This is a genomic window from Streptomyces sp. BBFR51 (assembly GCF_044591655.1).
Lineage (GTDB): Bacteria > Actinomycetota > Actinomycetes > Streptomycetales > Streptomycetaceae > Streptomyces.
The window spans coordinates 5,456,773-5,473,692 of sequence record NZ_CP172448.1 but is presented as its reverse complement, the minus strand read 5'-3'; the positions used below and the strand labels follow the sequence as shown (position 1 = coordinate 5,473,692).

13 protein-coding genes are annotated in these 16,920 nt (G+C 71.1%); 10 read left to right on the top strand and 3 right to left on the bottom strand.

The window, feature by feature from the left end; all coding sequences use genetic code 11:
• Window positions 1-65: 65 nt before the first annotated feature.
• Entirely contained in the window at window positions 66-1,097 is a 1,032-nt protein-coding gene (glpX, locus tag ACGH7X_RS25180; protein WP_399888190.1) for a class II fructose-bisphosphatase, read from the top strand.
• A 244-nt stretch (window positions 1,098-1,341) separates the two neighbouring features.
• Here glpX and ACGH7X_RS25175 read toward each other — a convergent pair whose 3' ends face one another.
• Both ACGH7X_RS25175 and ACGH7X_RS25170 read right to left on the bottom strand, forming a co-directional pair.
• The gene (locus ACGH7X_RS25175) at window positions 1,342-1,719 is read right to left on the bottom strand and encodes a WhiB family transcriptional regulator (protein ID WP_003973931.1); all 378 of its coding nucleotides are present in this window, start codon (window positions 1,717-1,719) and stop codon (window positions 1,342-1,344) included.
• Window positions 1,720-1,823: 104 nt separating this feature from the next.
• A complete protein-coding gene (locus tag ACGH7X_RS25170; RefSeq protein ID WP_399888188.1) occupies window positions 1,824-2,504 on the bottom strand; it encodes a DUF1707 domain-containing protein in 681 nt (226 codons plus the stop codon).
• 189 nt (window positions 2,505-2,693) lie between these two features.
• Between ACGH7X_RS25170 and ACGH7X_RS25165 the strand changes: the two genes are divergently transcribed.
• From ACGH7X_RS25165 to ACGH7X_RS25150, 4 genes are all read left to right on the top strand, one after another.
• A complete protein-coding gene (locus ACGH7X_RS25165) occupies window positions 2,694-4,361 on the top strand; it encodes a fumarate hydratase (protein ID WP_399888187.1) in 1,668 nt (555 codons plus the stop codon).
• A gap of 93 nt (window positions 4,362-4,454) precedes the next feature.
• The gene (locus ACGH7X_RS25160; protein ID WP_399888185.1) at window positions 4,455-5,840 is read left to right on the top strand and encodes a class II fumarate hydratase; all 1,386 of its coding nucleotides are present in this window, start codon (window positions 4,455-4,457) and stop codon (window positions 5,838-5,840) included.
• Between the two features lie 76 nt (window positions 5,841-5,916).
• Window positions 5,917-6,627, top strand: a complete 711-nt coding sequence (locus tag ACGH7X_RS25155) for a DUF402 domain-containing protein (protein WP_399888183.1) — start codon at window positions 5,917-5,919, stop codon at window positions 6,625-6,627.
• Between the two features lie 297 nt (window positions 6,628-6,924).
• Window positions 6,925-9,039 (top strand): SpoIIE family protein phosphatase, encoded by a 2,115-nt coding sequence (locus ACGH7X_RS25150; protein WP_399888181.1) that lies wholly within the window; start codon window positions 6,925-6,927, stop codon window positions 9,037-9,039.
• A 78-nt stretch (window positions 9,040-9,117) separates the two neighbouring features.
• Here the strand turns inward: ACGH7X_RS25150 and ACGH7X_RS25145 are convergent, their stop codons facing one another.
• On the bottom strand, window positions 9,118-11,439 hold the full coding sequence (locus ACGH7X_RS25145) for a transglycosylase domain-containing protein (RefSeq protein WP_399888179.1): 2,322 nt from the start codon (window positions 11,437-11,439) through the stop codon (window positions 9,118-9,120).
• 248 nt (window positions 11,440-11,687) lie between these two features.
• Here ACGH7X_RS25145 and ACGH7X_RS25140 point away from each other — a divergent pair, with 248 nt between their 5' ends.
• The 5 genes from ACGH7X_RS25140 (at window position 11,688) to ACGH7X_RS25120 (ending at window position 16,609) form a co-directional block, all read left to right on the top strand.
• Window positions 11,688-12,626 (top strand): SPFH domain-containing protein, encoded by a 939-nt coding sequence (locus ACGH7X_RS25140; protein ID WP_399888177.1) that lies wholly within the window; start codon window positions 11,688-11,690, stop codon window positions 12,624-12,626.
• Window positions 12,623-12,898 (top strand): hypothetical protein, encoded by a 276-nt coding sequence (locus ACGH7X_RS25135; RefSeq protein WP_399888175.1) that lies wholly within the window; start codon window positions 12,623-12,625, stop codon window positions 12,896-12,898. The genes ACGH7X_RS25140 and ACGH7X_RS25135 overlap by 4 nt, the downstream gene beginning before the upstream one ends.
• 161 nt (window positions 12,899-13,059) lie before the next feature.
• Entirely contained in the window at window positions 13,060-13,584 is a 525-nt protein-coding gene (locus ACGH7X_RS25130) for a PadR family transcriptional regulator (protein WP_399888173.1), read from the top strand.
• Window positions 13,581-14,270 (top strand): ABC transporter ATP-binding protein, encoded by a 690-nt coding sequence (locus tag ACGH7X_RS25125; RefSeq protein WP_399888171.1) that lies wholly within the window; start codon window positions 13,581-13,583, stop codon window positions 14,268-14,270. Before ACGH7X_RS25130 ends, ACGH7X_RS25125 begins: the two co-directional genes overlap by 4 nt.
• The gene (locus ACGH7X_RS25120; protein WP_399888169.1) at window positions 14,267-16,609 is read left to right on the top strand and encodes an ABC transporter permease; all 2,343 of its coding nucleotides are present in this window, start codon (window positions 14,267-14,269) and stop codon (window positions 16,607-16,609) included. The genes ACGH7X_RS25125 and ACGH7X_RS25120 overlap by 4 nt, the downstream gene beginning before the upstream one ends.
• Window positions 16,610-16,920: the final 311 nt, after the last annotated feature.

Sequence of the window (16,920 nt, the reverse complement as noted above, 5' to 3'; positions counted from 1 at the left end):
GGACTGACGATAGAGTCTGGACACACCCTCATCCGGCCGTCGTCGTATCAGAAAGGTGCGTTCCGATGACCGATCATCATCTGCCGTCCGAGCTGGACGTCCCCTCGGAGGCCCCCGACCGCAACCTCGCCATGGAGCTGGTGCGGGTCACCGAAGCCGCGGCCATGGCCGGCGGCCGCTGGGTCGGACGCGGTGACAAGAACGGCGCCGACGGTGCCGCGGTGCGCGCCATGCGTGCCCTCGTCCAGACCGTCTCGATGAACGGCGTCGTCGTCATCGGAGAAGGGGAGAAGGACGAGGCCCCCATGCTCTTCAACGGGGAGCAGGTCGGCGACGGGACCGGGGCCGAGGTCGACATCGCCGTCGACCCGATCGACGGCACCACGCTGACCGCCAACGGCATGACCAACGCGATCGCGGTACTGGCCGCGGCCGAGCGCGGCTCCATGTTCGACCCGTCCGCCGTCTTCTACATGGACAAGCTGGTCACGGGTCCGGAAGCCGCCGACTTCGTCGACATCAACGCCCCGGTGTCCGTGAACATCCGCCGGATCGCCAAGGCCAAGCGCCGCACCCCCGAGGACGTCACCGTCGTCATCCTCGACCGGCCCCGGCACCAGAGCCTCATCAAGGAGGTCCGGGAGACCGGCGCCCGCATCAAGCTGATCTCCGACGGCGACGTGGCCGGCTCCATCCTGGCCCTGCGCGAGGGCACCGGCATCGACCTGCTGCTCGGTGTCGGGGGCACGCCGGAGGGCATCATCTCGGCCTGCGCCGTGAAGTGCCTGGGCGGCACCATCCAGGGCAAGCTGTGGCCCAAGGACGACGAGGAGCGGCAGCGCGCGGTCGACGCCGGGCACGACCTGGAGCGGGTGCTGACCACCGACGACCTGGTCTCCGGGGACAACGTCTTCTTCGTGGCGACCGGCATCACCGACGGCGAACTGCTGCGCGGGGTGCGGTACCGGTCCGAGACGGCCACGACCGACTCGATCGTGATGCGGTCCAAGTCGGGCACGGTGCGGCGGATCGACTCCGAGCACCGGCTGAGCAAGCTGCGGGCGTACAGCGCGATCGACTTCGACCGGGCGAAGTGACTCCGTCGGTGGTGCGGGGCGCCTATTGAATCGGGAGTGCCTGTTGGGTGGCGGGTGCCGGTGCGTCGTGGCTTGTCGCGCCCGCGCGGCGGAGCCGCAGATCGGACACAGCCCCGCGCCCCTGGTTGGCTGCGGCTCGCGGCGTCGGAAGGCGCGGTCGCTGTCGCGTCCGGCGGCATGAGTCATCCCGGCGGCAGAAGGGCACCCTCTGTGCGGAGAGGGTGCCCTTTTGTGTGCCTGGGTTCTAGCCTGCCGCCGCTATGCGGCCCGTCGTGCGGGCCGCGTTCTTCAGCTCCACGTCGCGGCGGCGGCGCCTGGCGAGGACCACGCGGCGTTCGGCGGCGGTGAGGCCGCCCCAGACGCCGTAGGGCTCGGGTTGCAGCAGGGCGTGCTCCCGGCACTCGACCATGACCGGACAGCGCGCGCAGACCCGCTTGGCGGCCTCTTCGCGGGAGAGCCGGGCGGCGGTCGGTTCTTTGGAGGGGGCGAAGAACAGTCCGGCCTCGTCGCGCCGGCACACCGCCTCGGTGTGCCAGGGAGCGTCTTGGTCCCTGTCCCGCACGGGCACCCGCTGGGCCGGAACGGCAGCGACCTGCAGGGACGAATGCGGCGGTTGCAGCACGGTCTACTCCTGACGACGGCTTCGCGAGCGAGAGACGATGCGTCAAGGCTTACCCGTTGTACGCGCGCCTATGCACTGGGTTCCCCACCGCTGCCGGTGCCGCGCTACAGGTGTTTGCCCAACCCCTTCTCGACCCTGCGGTGCACCCGCTCGAGGATGTCCGCGACGAACTTGCCGCGCTTGGGACGCGCCTCGACGCTGCCCAGCACGGCCCAGCCGTCCACGTAGATGACGGGGGCGTCGGGCTCGGCGGAGTCGAGGGTGTGGACCTCGAAGCTGCCGAGCACGCAGCCGCCCGCACCGCGCACCGACACGTTCTCCGGGACGCGCACATCGACGCTGCCGAAGACGGAGAACGCCTTGATGACGACCTGCTGGTACTCGAAGACCGCCTCGCTGAGGTCTATCTCGACGCTGCCGAAGACCGCGTACGCGTGGATGCGGCGGTTCGCCCGCCAGCGGCCCTTGCGGACGGCGCTGCTGAACACCGCCACCACGTTCTCGTCGGGCTCCGCCGGGATGGCGCCGGGGGTGGGGCGGCTGGGAGCCGGGGCGCCGGTGTCCCGGGCGCGGTGTCCGGAGGGCAGGTCCCGCACGAAGACGTCCAGCTCGCCGACGGTCTTGGCGGCCAGCACGCCCTCGACGCGCTCGGCGTGCTCGTCGGCGGTGAGCCGCCCCTCGGCGAGGGCTTCGCGCAGCATGTCGGCGACGCGGTCGCGGTCGGCGTCCGAGGCGCGCAGCTCGGAGGTGCGCGGTGCGGGTTGGGCGTGCTTCTGAAGGTCCACGGCAGCAGCGTACCGAAACGCGATAGATCGCGACTACCCCTGGGGGCAACCTTGTCGCGGCCAACTGAGCCTTACCTCACAAGCTCGGCACCGTGGGCAGGTTTTACGCTGGTTGGCGCTGCCGATGGAGGCCAGCCGTCGTTGCTGAGGAATCCAGCCGCGCGTGATGCCGAGTGAGGAATGGGCGAGATGCCTGAGTTCGCGTACACCGATCTGCTCCCCCAGGGCGAGGACACCACTCCGTACCGGCTGGTGACCGCCGAGGGTGTCTCCACCTTCGAGGCCGACGGGCGGACCTTCCTCAAGGTGGAGCCGCAGGCGCTGCGCAAGCTGGCCGAGGAGGCCATTCACGACATCCAGCACTACCTGCGCCCGGCCCACCTGGCGCAGCTGCGCCGCATCATCGACGACCCCGAGGCGTCCGGCAACGACAAGTTCGTGGCCCTGGACCTGCTGAAGAACGCGAACATCGCGGCGGCGGGCGTGCTGCCGATGTGCCAGGACACCGGCACGGCGATCGTCATGGGCAAGCGCGGACAGAACGTGCTCACCGCGGGCGGCGACGAGGAGGCCCTGAGCCGGGGCATCTACGACGCGTACAAGAACCTGAACCTGCGCTACTCGCAGATGGCTCCGCTGACGATGTGGGAGGAGAAGAACACCGGCTCCAACCTCCCGGCCCAGATCGAGCTGTACGCGACCGACGGCGGCGCCTACAAGTTCCTGTTCATGGCCAAGGGCGGCGGCTCGGCCAACAAGTCGTTCCTCTACCAGGAGACGAAGGCCGTCCTGAACGAGTCCTCCATGATGAAGTTCCTGGAGGAGAAGATCCGCTCGCTCGGCACGGCCGCCTGCCCGCCGTACCACCTGGCGATCGTCGTCGGCGGCACCTCGGCCGAGTACGCGCTGAAGACCGCGAAGTACGCCTCCGCGCACTACCTGGACGAGATCCCGGCCGAGGGTTCGGCGCTCGGGCACGGCTTCCGGGACAAGGAGCTGGAGGAGAAGGTCTTCGAGCTGACCCAGAAGATCGGCATCGGCGCGCAGTTCGGCGGCAAGTACTTCTGCCACGACGTGCGCGTGGTGCGCCTGCCCCGGCACGGTGCCTCCTGCCCGGTCGCCATCGCCGTGTCCTGCTCGGCCGACCGGCAGGCGGTCGCGAAGATCACCGCCGAGGGCGTCTTCCTGGAGCAGCTGGAGACCGACCCGGCGCGGTTCCTGCCGGAGACGACGGACGAGCAGCTGGCGGAGGAGGGCGACGTCGTCAAGGTCGACCTCAACCAGCCGATGGACGACATCCTCGCCGAGCTGACCAGGCACCCGGTCAAGACCCGGCTGTCCCTGACCGGTCCGCTGGTCGTGGCCCGCGACATCGCGCACGCCAAGATCAAGGAGCGGCTGGACGCGGGCGAGGAGATGCCGCAGTACCTCAAGGACCACCCGGTGTACTACGCGGGTCCGGCCAAGACGCCCGAGGGCTACGCCTCCGGGTCCTTCGGTCCGACCACCGCCGGGCGCATGGACTCCTACGTGGAGCAGTTCCAGGCGGCGGGCGGCTCCAAGGTGATGCTGGCCAAGGGCAACCGGAGCAAGCAGGTCACCGACGCGTGCGACAGCCACGGCGGCTTCTACCTCGGCTCCATCGGCGGACCGGCGGCGCGGCTCGCGCAGGACTGCATCAAGAAGGTCGAGGTCGTCGAGTACGAGGAGCTCGGCATGGAGGCGGTCTGGAAGATCGAGGTCGAGGACTTCCCGGCGTTCGTCGTGGTGGACGACAAGGGCAACGACTTCTTCCAGGACCCGGCACCCGCCCCGACGTTCACGACGATTCCGGTGCGCGGGCCCGGGCTGGCGTAGCCCGTCCGGGGCGGGACGTCTCTCGGGGGCGGAACACACCCGCGGACGGCCCCGCCCCGGAACATCCGCAGCGCCCCGCACGCTGTACCCGGTATGAGCGAATACCGCATCGAGCACGACTCCATGGGCGAGGTCCGCGTCCCCGCGCACGCCAAGTGGCGGGCGCAGACGCAGCGTGCCGTGGAGAACTTCCCCGTCTCCGGGCAGCGCATCGAGCGCGCCCACATCGAGGCGCTGGCGCGGATCAAGGGCGCGGCGGCCAAGGTCAACGCCGAGCTGGGCGTGCTCGACAAGGACGTCGCCGGCGCGATCCAGGAGGCGGCCGGGGAGGTCGCCGAGGGGAAGTGGGACGAGCACTTCCCCGTGGACGTGTTCCAGACGGGGTCGGGGACCTCGTCCAACATGAACACCAACGAGGTCGTCGCGACCCTGGCCGGTGAGCGGCTCGGCCGCGACGTGCACCCCAACGACCACGTCAACGCCTCCCAGTCGTCCAACGACGTCTTCCCGTCCTCGATCCACATCGCCGCCACCGCCGCCGTCACCCACGACCTGATCCCGGCCCTGGACCACCTCGCCGAGGCCCTGGAGCGCAAGGCGGAGGAGTTCGCCGACGTCGTGAAGTCCGGGCGTACGCACCTCATGGACGCCACGCCCGTCACCCTGGGCCAGGAGTTCGGCGGGTACGCCGCGCAGGTGCGGTACGGCATCGAGCGGCTGGAGGCGTCCCTGCCGCGTCTGGCCGAACTGCCGCTGGGCGGCACCGCCGTCGGCACCGGGATCAACACCCCGCCCGGCTTCTCCGCCGCCGTCATCGAGGAGGTGGCCCGCGTGACCGGGCTGCCGCTGACCGAGGCGCGCGACCACTTCGAGGCGCAGGGCGCCCGGGACGGCATCGTCGAGACGAGCGGGCAGCTGCGGACCATCGGCGTCGGGCTGACGAAGATCGCGAACGACCTGCGCTGGATGGCGTCCGGGCCGCGCACCGGGCTCGCGGAGATCTCGCTGCCCGACCTCCAGCCCGGCTCGTCCATCATGCCCGGCAAGGTCAACCCGGTGATCCCCGAGGCCGTCCTCATGGTCGCCGCCCAGGTCACCGGCAACGACGCGACGGTCGCCGCCGCGGGGGCGGCCGGCAACTTCGAGCTGAACGTCATGCTGCCGGTGATCGCCAAGAACGTACTGGAGTCGGTGCGGCTGCTCGCGAACGTCTCCCGGCTGCTGGCCGACCGGACCGTCGACGGCGTCGTCGCCCACCGCGAACGGGCCCGCGAGTACGCCGAGTCCTCGCCGTCCGTCGTCACGCCGCTCAACAAGTACATCGGGTACGAGGAGGCCGCGAAGGTCGCCAAGAAGGCGCTGGCCGAACAGAAGACGATCCGTGAGGTCGTGCTGGAGGGCGGGTACGTCGAGCGCGGCGACCTCACGCACGAGCAGCTGGACGAGGCGCTGGACGTGCTGCGGATGACCCGCCCGTGACGGACCCCGGTCCACTCCGGCGTATGCTCTCGCGATCACCGGCGCGTCGTGTGGCCATGGCACCTAATATCTGTCCATGGCAGACGGTGAAGCGGTGAGCGCGGCGACGGGGCCGGGAGCGGACGGTCCGGCGGACCCGGTGGGCTTCTGGGCGCCCGGGAGCCACATCCTGTGGCGGTACCGGGAGAACGGCGGCCCGCACTTGCACATCGCCCGCCCCGTCACCGTCGTACGCGACGACACCGAGTTGCTCGCCGTGTGGCTGGCGCCCGGCACCGAGTGCGTCAAGCCGGTGCTCGCCGACGGTACGCCCGTGCATCTGGAACCGCTGGCCACGCGCTACACCAAGCCGCGTACCGTGCAGCGCGACCGGTGGTTCGGCACGGGCGTGCTGAAGCTGGCGCGGCCCGGCGAGCCCTGGTCGGTGTGGCTGTTCTGGGATCCGGGCTGGCGGTTCAAGAACTGGTACGTGAATCTCGAGGAGCCGCTGACCCGTTGGGAGGGCGGGGTCGATTCCGAGGATCATTTTCTGGACATCACCGTCCACCCGGACCGCACCTGGCACTGGCGGGACGAGGACGAGTTCGCACAGGCCCAGCGGGACCGGCTGATGGACGCGGGCCTCGCCGAGCGGGTGCGCTCCGCGGGCCGTGCCGCGGTCTCGGGGATCCGTTCCTGGGGGTCGCCGTTCGCCGACGGCTGGGAGGACTGGCGACCCGATCCGGCGTGGGCGGTACCGTCGCTGCCGGGGGACTGGGATCGCACGCCCGCGCACGTGTCCTCATGAGACCCTTGATGTGCCCCCGGGCAGGAAACGTAGGATCGTCCTCCGCAAGGAGCGCGGCAGCGGCAACCGGCGGAGCGTGCGCTGTGCTTGACCGATCGTCACCGAGGGGCGGCAGGACGTGAGCGAGGGGTACGAGGGCAACACGGAGACGGGCCGCAGACGGTCCGCCGGTGACACAGGAACAGCCTCTGACCACGCGGGAATCCCGTTCCTTGGGCAGGTATTGCGGGTATCGGGATTTCTGCGGGACGAACTGCACGCGCCGCGCGCAGTCCCGGACGGACGGATTCGACACGCGTGACGGAGCACCCGACCTCCTTCGACCGCCCCTCGACGGGCGCCGACCCCACGGATCCCCGCGGGGCGCTCCTGCGTACCCCCGTGCCACCGCGCGCCTCCGGGTCCGGGTTATCGGCACAGGGGCGTACCGGGGAGACGCCGCCCACCGCGGGCGCGGACTCCCCCGGCGCCTTCGAGCACTCCCAGCCGGGTGCCGAGCAGGCCGCCGAGCCCGACACGCACCGTCCGCGGCCCGCGTCCGAGGGCGTCCCGGTGCAGCCGGGCGGCGTGCAGTCCGGCGGTGTGCAGTCCGGCGGCACGCAGTCCGGTGCCGCGGCGCCGGCCGGCGCGGCGGAGCGCCGTGGCGCGCCGCCCGAGCCGGAGCGGCGTACCGGGCAGCTCACCGCGCCCGGACAGCCCACGCCCATGCGGCGGGACGGGGACCGGCTGCGGTTCGTGGGCGCCGCGACCCGGCGGATCGCCCGGGGCATGGACCTCGACGAGATCGTGATGGGGCTGTGCCGGGCCACCGTGCCGACGTTCGCGGACGCGATCCTCGTCTACCTGCGCGAGCCGCTGCCGGTCGGCGACGAGCGGCCCACCGGCCCTCTGGTGCTGCGGCTGCGGCGCACCGACCGGATACCGGCCGAGCGGGACACCGAGAGCGGCTTCACGCCCGCGGCCCAGCCCGAGCCCTCCGAGCTGGAGTCGGTCGGCTCCGAGCTGTGCGAGGTGCGGCCGGGCAGTGCGCTGGCCGAGGTGCTGCGCGGAGTGCGCCCGGTCTTCACGGACACCCCGGCCGCCCGCGCCGCGCTGCCGGAACTGCTCGGCGAGGAACGCGACTTCGCCGTGCCCGACGGCCGGCGGGCGATTCTCGCCCCGCTGCGCGGCCGGCGCCGGGTGATCGGTGCGGCGCTGTTCCTGCGCGGCCCGGAGCGCGTCGCCTTCGAGGCCGACGACCTGCTGGTCGCCGCCCAGCTCGCCACGCACAGCGCCCTCGGCATCGACAAGGCGGTGCTGTACGGGCGTGAGGCGTACATCGCCGACGAGTTGCAGCGCACGATGCTCCCGGAGAACCTGCCGCGCTGCACCGGCGTGCGGCTGGCCTCGCGATATCTCCCGGCCGCCGAGACCGCGCGGGTCGGCGGCGACTGGTACGACGCCATCCCGCTGCCCGGCAGCCGGGTCGCGCTGGTCGTCGGAGACGTCATGGGCCACTCCATGACGTCGGCGGCCATCATGGGCCAGCTGCGGACCACGGCGCAGACCCTGGCCGGGCTCGACCTGCCGCCGCAGGAGGTGCTGCACCACCTCGACGAACAGGCCCAGCGCCTGGGCACCGACCGCATGGCGACCTGCCTGTACGCCGTGTACGACCCGGTATCGCACCGCATCACCGTCGCCAACGCGGGGCACCCGCCGCCCGTCCTGCTGCACCTGGGCGGTCATGCCGAGGTGCTGCGGGTGCCTGCGGGCGCCCCGATCGGGGTGGGCGGCGTGGACTTCGAGGCCGTGGAGCTGGACGCCCCCGCGGGCGCGACCCTGCTCCTGTACACGGACGGGCTGGTCGAGTCCCGGCTGCGCGACGTGTGGACCGGCATAGAGCAGCTGCGGGAGCGCCTCGCGGCGACCGCGCAGCTGACCGGTCCTGACCATCCGCCGCCCCTGGAAGCCCTGTGCGACGAGGTGCTGGACATGCTCGGTCCGGGCGACCGGGACGACGACATCGCGCTGCTCGCCGCCCGCTTCGACGGCATCGCGCCCAGCGACGTGGCGTACTGGTTCCTGGAGCCCGAGGACGCGGCCCCCGGCCGTGCCCGTCGCCTGGCCCGGCGCGCGCTCGCCCGCTGGGGCATGGAGGACCTCACGGACTCCGTGGAGCTGCTCGTCAGCGAGGTCGTGACCAACGCGGTGCGCTACGCCTCGAAGCCGGTCACCCTGCGCCTGCTGCGCACGGACGTGCTGCGCTGCGAGGTGGGCGACGACGTGCCGCAACTGCCCCGGCTGCGGCAGGCGCGGGCGACGGACGAGGGCGGGCGCGGTCTCTACCTGGTGAACCGGCTGGCCCGGCGCTGGGGCGCGACCCGGCTGAGCACCGGCAAGGTGGTCTGGTTCGAGCTGAACCGGGGCTGAAACGGCCCGAGACGTACGCGAAGGGGCGCCCGGTGAGCACCGGGCGCCCCTTCGCGTGGTCCCGCGACCGCCGCGGGTCTACGGCTCCCAGTCCCCGCCGGGGAAGTCCGGGTCCTCCGGCTCGGTGGACCCGCCGCCGTCCGGCGGTGGTTCGGTGGACGGGCTGTTCGACGGCGAGTTCGACGGGGACTCCGGAGGATCCTCGGTCGTCGGGTCGTTCGACGGGGGTGCCTCGGTCGTCGGGTCGTTGGAGGGAGGCGGCTCGGTGGTCTCCTCCTGGGACGGCGACTGGGTCGGCGACTCGGGGGCCGACGGCGACTTGCTCGGCTTCACCGCGGCGCCCTGCTTGGTATCCAGGTCGAACTCGGTGACCTCGTCCATGACGCCGAAGGTGTAGGCGGCCCAGATCTCCGCGGGGAAGCCACCACCGTTGACGCGGTAGTCGACGCCGCCCGCCTTGTACATCGGGACCTGCGGGTGCGGCGCCTTGTCGTCCTCGCCGAACAGGCCGACCGAGGTGACCAGGTCGGGAGTGAAGCCGGTGAACCAGGCCGACTTGTTGTTGTCCGACGTACCGGTCTTGCCGGCCACCTCCTGGCCGTCGCGCAGCGGGTTCTCCCGCACGGACGTCTTGGCCGTACCGTCGTCGACCACGCCGGTGAGCACGGAGGTCACCGTGTCGGCGGCCTCCCGGCTGATGATCTCCCCGCCGATGGGGTCGGGCATCTCGATGGTGCGGTCCTTGTGCTCGACCGACTTCACGACCGCCGGGGTGACCTTCTTGCCGTGGTTGTCGAAGGTGGCGTAGACGCCGGCCATCTCCAGCGGGCTCGCGCCCATACTGCCCAGGGTCTGCGCGGGCACGGCCTGCTCGCCCTCGGTGTCCATGCCGAGTTCGCCCGCGACCTTCATGACCTCGGTCATGCCGACGTCGATGCCCATCTGCGCGAACACGGAGTTGACGGACTTGTTCATCGCCTCCTGGACGTCGATGTCGCCGTAGTCCGTGTCGTCCTCGTTGGGCGGCGCGAAGCCGACCTCCTGGTCGCCGTCCATCACGGGGCGCTCGCTGTCGCCGTCGTAGACGGCCTTGTCCGTGATCGGCACGCCGTCCTGGGTCTCGGCGTCCTGGTCGACGGCGGCGGCGAGGATCACCGGCTTGAAGGTGGAGGCGGGCTGGTAGTCGTCACGGGTGGCGTTGTTCGTGAAGTGCTTCAGGTAGTCCACGCCGCCGTACATGGCCACCACGGAGCCGGTCTTCGGGTCGACGGAGACGGCACCGGCCTGGACGTCCGCGTCGACCTTGCGCTCGCCGGGGTCCAGCTTGCTGGTGAGCTTGGCCTTGACCGACTTCTCCAGCGCGGCCTGCTTCTTCTTGTCGATGTTGAGGGTGACGGTGTAGCCGCCGAGGTCCACCAGGGCCTTGGCCTGTTCCATGTCCTCGGCGGTGCCCTGGGCGACGAGTTGCTTCTTGAGCGCGAAGTTGGCCGCGTCCACGAGGTAGCCGGTCTGGCCCTCCATGCCGGCGGCGGCCTTGGGCTCCTTGGGCACCGCGAACTTCATGCCCTGCCGGTCGGTCGCGCTCAGCCACTTCTGCTCGACCATGTTGTCCAGGACGTAGTTCCAGCGATCCTGGACGAGCTTCTTGCCGGTCTCGCTGGCGATCGCCCAGTCGTACTGGTTGGGCGCCTGGAGCAGCGCGGAGAGGTACGCGCCCTGTTCGACCGTCAGGTCCTCGGCGTCGACGCGGTAGTAGGCCTGCGCGGCGGCCTGGATGCCGTAGGCGCCGCGGCCGTAGTAGCTGGTGTTGATGTAGCCGGCGAGGATGTAGTCCTTGGACTTCTCCCGGTCCAGCTTCAGGGAGATGACCAGTTCCTTCAGCTTGCGCGTGACCGTCTGTTCCTGGCTCAGGTAGTAGTTCTTGACGTACTGCTGGGTGATCGTCGAACCGCCCTGCGCGCCCTTGCCGGAGAGGGTGTTGAGCACACCGCGCGTGGTGCCCTTGAGGTCGACGCCGGCGTCCTTGTAGAAGGTCTTGTTCTCCGCGGCGACGAAGGCGCGCTGGACGTCCTTGGGCACCTTGGCCAAGTCGACGATCTCACGGTTGCGTTCGCCGGTGCGGGCCATGACGCTGCCGTCGCTGTACTTGTAGACGTTGCTCTGGAGGTCGGCCTCGGGGTTGCCCTCGGGGATCTCGATCACCATGTACAGCACGATGAAGGCACCCATGCCGAGCAGGCAGAGCCCGAAGATCGTCCCGAGGATCTTCTTCCAGGTGAACAGCCGGCGTATGCGGCTCTTCCCGCCCGCGTCGCCGCCCGCGCCCGACGAACGGCGGCGTTTGGGCGCCGCGCGGCGTCCACCGCGCTGTCGCGCTTTTCTCTCTTCCGCTCGCCCCATGGGTCCGATCCGCTCCGCTTCGGTCATCTGTGGGCGCGTCTCGCTCACGCGTCGCACAGGTTCGTCGCTCAGGTCAGCTCAGAAAGCTAACACCGGGAGATGTGACAAACGGCAACTGATCCAGCCTTGTACGGACGTGAGAATCAGCACCCGTTCCACAGGAACCGACGTACGAGAGGGGTGCAGGGTTGTCATTTGCGGGTAAAGTGATATCACTTAGCAAGCAAAGAGAGAACGGGGAACCACCTATGTCCACGCACGATGCCCCCCAGGTCACCGCGGATGTGCCCGAGATGCCCGCGCCGCGGGTGCGCGAGAACCAGGCACACAGCATCGGCGGCGGTTTCGCGCTGCTGCTCGGACTGGTCGGGTTGCTCGTCGGCGCCGGCCTGATCGTCACCGCCACGGCGGTCGCCTCGACGGGCGGCAAGGCCGTCCTGATCATCGGCGGCATCCTGATCGCCCTGGCCGCGTTCCTCGCGATGTGCGGGCTGAACATGGTCGCGCCGGGCGAGGCCCGCGTGGTGCAGCTCTTCGGGCGGTACCGGGGGACGATCCGGCAGGACGGACTGCGCTGGGTGAACCCCTTCACCTCGCGCACCAAGATCTCGACGCGGGTGCGCAACCACGAGACGGCCGTCCTGAAGGTGAACGACGCCTACGGCAACCCGATCGAGCTGGCCGCCGTCGTGGTGTGGCGGGTGGAGGACACCGCGCAGGCCACCTTCGAGGTGGACGACTACATCGAGTTCGTCTCCACCCAGACCGAGGCGGCCGTGCGGCACATCGCCATCGAGTACCCCTACGACGCCCACGACGAGGACGGCCTCTCGCTGCGGGGCAACGCCGAGGAGATCACCGAGAAGCTCGCCGTCGAGCTGCACGCGCGCGTGGAGGCGGCCGGCGTGCAGATCATCGAGTCCCGCTTCACCCACCTCGCGTACGCGCCGGAGATCGCCTCGGCGATGCTCCAGCGGCAGCAGGCCGGCGCGGTCGTCGCGGCCCGCCGCCAGATCGTGGACGGCGCGGTCGGCATGGTCGAGGCGGCGCTCGCCCGGATCAGCGAGCAGGGCATCGTGGAGATGGACGACGAGCGCAAGGCGGCGATGGTGTCCAACCTGATGGTCGTGCTCTGCGGGGACCGCGCCGCCCAGCCGGTCCTGAACACGGGGACGCTCTACCAGTGACGACCCCGTCCGAGGGTTCGGTCCCGCCCGAGGGTCCGGCCCCGAAGCGTCGGCCGCAGCAGCGCAAGCAGGTGCTGCTGCGGCTGGACCCACAGGTGTACGAGGCGCTGGCCCGCTGGGCCGGCGACGAACTGCGCTCGGCCAACGCCCAGATCGAGTTCCTGCTCCGCAGAGCCCTGGCGGAGGCCGGCCGCCTGCCCGGCGACACCGGACCGCTGCCGCGCCGGGGACGCCCGCCGAGGGGCGGCCCGGGGGCCGCGCCACCGACGTAGCGGAGCCGGACGGAAGCCGCGCCGCCGCCTTCGCGCAGGCGCGGCTTCCGTCGTAGCGGAACCGTGACAACCGCGCCCGACCTGCGATCCCGTACGCGCCGCCATGATCTCTGCACATCGCGTATACATACCGGGTATACACCGTGTGTAGAGTGCTCCGCATGTCCATCGGTCACACCCTCCTGGGACTCCTGGAGTCCGGGCCGCGCCACGGTTACGACCTCAAGCGCGCCTTCGACGAGAAGTTCGGTCACGACCGGCCGCTGCACTACGGCCAGGTCTACTCGACGATGTCCCGCCTGCTGAAGAACGGCCTCGTCGTCGTCGACGGCATAGAGACGGGCGGCGGTCCCGAGCGCAAGCGGTACGCGATCACCGACGACGGGATCACCGACGTACAGCGGTGGCTCGCCACGCCGGAGAAGCCCGAGCCGTACCTCCAGTCGACGCTCTACACCAAGGTCGTCCTGGCGCTGCTCACCCACCGCGACGCCGCCGACATCCTCGACACCCAGCGCTCGGAGCATCTGCGCAGCATGCGCATCCTCACCGACCGCAAGCGCAAGGGCGACCTCGCCGACCAGCTCATCTGCGACCACGCCCTGTTCCATCTCGAGGCCGACCTGCGCTGGCTGGAACTCACCGCCGCGCGCCTCGACAAGCTCCGTGAGGCGGTAACCCGATGACTCCTCCCGCTGGTTCGCTGCTCGCGGCCGAGCAGCTGCGCAAGGCCTACGGCCCCACTCTCGCCCTCGACGGCGCCGAGTTCTCCATCCACCCCGGCGAGGTCGTCGCCGTCATGGGCCCCTCGGGGTCCGGCAAGTCGACGCTGCTGCACTGCCTCGCAGGCATCGTCCCGCCCGACTCGGGGACGATCACGTACAACGGGCGTGAGCTGTCCGCCATGAGCGACGCCCAGCGCAGTGCGCTGCGCCGCTCGGACTTCGGGTTCGTCTTCCAGTTCGGCCAGCTCGTGCCGGAGCTGACCTGCGTCGAGAACGTCGCCCTGCCGCTGCGGCTGAACGGCACCTCCCGCAAGGAGGCCGAGCGGGCCGCGCTGACGTGGATGGAGCGCCTCGAGGTCGACGACCTGAGGAAGAAGCGGCCCAGCGAGGTCTCGGGCGGTCAGGGCCAGCGGGTCGCGGTGGCGCGCTCGCTGGTCACCAACCCGCGTGTGCTCTTCGCCGACGAGCCGACCGGCGCGCTGGACTCCCTCAACGGGGAGCGCGTCATGGAACTCCTCACGGACGCCGCCCGCTCCACCAACGCGGCCGTCGTCCTGGTCACCCACGAGGCACGGGTGGCCGCCTACTCCGACCGCGAGATCGTCGTACGCGACGGCAAGTCCAGGGACATGGAGCGGGTCGTATGAACGTCCGCCAGTGGACCGCCGACCTGACACTGGGCGTCCGCTTCGCCTTCACCGGCGGGCGCGAGGGCTGGACGCGGGCCGTACTGACGGCCATCGGCGTCGGGCTCGGCGTGGCGCTGCTGCTGCTGACGACGGCGCTGCCCAACGCGCTCACCGTCCGGCACGACCGGGAGGCGGCGCGCTCCGACATCACCTTCTCGACCGACCCGATGCCGAAGGCGAACGACACGCTCGTGATCGCCGACGTCGACGAGGACTTCCGCGACGACGACGTCCGGGGCCGGGCCCTGGAGCCCGAGGGGCCGCGGGCACCGCTGCCGCCGGGGGTGGAGAAGTTCCCCGCGGTGGGCGAGATGGTGGTCTCCCCCGCGCTGAAGGAGCTGCTGGACTCGGACTCCGGCGCGCTGCTGCGCGAGCGGCTGCCGGACCGGATCGTCGGCACGATCGCGGAGGACGGGCTGATCGGCTCGGCCGAACTCGCCTACTACCGGGGCGCGGAGGGTCTCGCGGAGCACATCACCGCGGGCCGGATCGAGCGTATCGACCGGTTCGGCGACCCGGATCCGGGAGAGGAGCAGTCCGACCCGGTGCTGCTCCTGCTGATCCTCGTCGTCTTCGTGGTGCTGCTGATGCCGGTCGCGGTGTTCATCGCCGCCGCCGTACGGTTCGGTGGCGAGCGACGGGACCGGCGGCTCGCGGCGCTGCGGCTGGTGGGCTCCGACAGCCGCATGACCCGGCGCATCGCCGCCGGTGAGGCTCTGGCCGGCTCGGTCCTGGGCCTGGTCTTCGGCGCCGGGTTCTTCATGGTCGGGCGGCAACTGGCGGGTTCCGCCGAGGTGTTCCGCATCAGCGTGTTCCCCAGCTATCTCAACCCCTCGCCGCTGCTGGCCCTGCTGGTCGCGGTCGCGGTGCCGGCGGCGGCGGTGCTGGTGACGCTGTTCGCGCTGCGCGGGGTCGTCATCGAGCCCCTCGGTGTGGTGCGTGCCGGGCGTCCGGCGCGGCGCCGGCTGTGGTGGCGGCTGCTGCTGCCGCTGGCCGGACTGGCCATGCTCTACCCGATGATCGGCAACGGGCGGGAGAACGGCGACTTCAACCAGTACCTGGTGACCGGCGGCGTCGTCCTGCTCCTGGTGGGCGTGACCGCGCTGCTGCCGTGGATCGTGGAGGCCGTCGTCGCACGGCTCGGCTCCGGCGGCGTGGCCTGGCAGCTGGCCGTGCGCAGGCTGCAGCTGAGCAGCGGCACGGCGGCCCGGATGGTCAACGGCATCGCGGTGGCCGTCGCCGGGGCGATCGCGCTGCAGATGCTGTTCGCCGGCGTGGACGACGACTACACCAAGCCCACCGGTCAGGACGTGTCGCAGGCGCAGATGGAGGCGCAACTGTCGAGCGGGGTCCCGATGGCCCCGGCGGTCGAGAAGTTCCGCGACACGAAGGGCGTGAAGGCGGTCTTCGGCTACTCCGAGGGCTGGCTCGGCGACCGTCCGCAGGACCCGGACCACGGCACGACGGTGACCGTGGGCGAATGCGCGTCGCTGCGGGAGATCGCCAACCTGCCCTCGTGCGCCGACGGGGACGTGTTCGCCGTCCACGGCGCCGAGTGGGACGCCGGGGAGGACGTGTCGAAGCTGGCCACGCCGGGCCGGAAGCTCTACGTGGACCCGTCCTACGAGGGCGGCCCCAAGAACCCGGAGATCTCCTGGACGGTGCCGGAGGGCGTCAAGGCCGCGAAGCCGCGTACCGGTCTGCTGGCCGATACCGACCGGGGCGGCTTCCTGATCACGCGAAAGGCGATGCCGGAGGCGCTCGCGCCGGCGCTGGACGGGCACGCCTACCTCCAACTGGACGAGTCGGTGCCGGACGTGCACGACCTGGTCCGGAACACCACGGTGGCCATCGACCCGCTGGCGGACGCCGTGACCTGGGCGGAGACCGAGCGGACCGACAGGTTCGACGCCATCCGCACCGGCCTGTTCGTCGGGGCGGCCTGTGTGCTGGCGCTGATCGGCGCCAGTCTGCTGGTCTCGCAGCTGGAGCAGTTGCGTGAGCGGAAGAAGCTGCTGTCGGCCCTGGTCGCCTTCGGCACCCGGCGCCGCACGCTGAGCCTGTCGGTCCTGTGGCAGACGGCGATCCCCATCGTGCTGGGCCTGTTGCTGGCCTCGGTGGTGGGGCTGACCCTGGGCACGGTGCTCCTGAAGATGACGGGCACCCCGGTCCACGTCGACTGGACCGGCGTCCTGTCCATGACCGGCATCGGCGCCGCGGTCGTCCTGGTCGTGACCCTGTGCAGCCTCCCGCCCCTGCTCCGGCTGATGCGAGCGGAGGGCCTGCGCACGGAGTAACTCCGCAGCCACACGCCGGGCCCCCACCCCACAGCCCTCCACCCTCTCCGCCCGACCGAGGCACCGGACCACCGCCCACAGGGCCGGTCCCTCACCCCGGCCGGGCGGAGACGCGTGGGGGGCACGTACGGACGGAGACCGGGGCAGGTGGCGGGGAGGCCGGGGGCGGGAGGCCCGGAAACCCGAGGCCGGGCCCGAAGATCAGGGACCCGGAGATGAGGCCGGAGACCAGGAACCCGGAAGCCCGGAGGCCAGGGACTTGGAGCAGGGATCCGGGGACCCGGAAGCCGGCGGCTCGGAGGTCGGGGCGC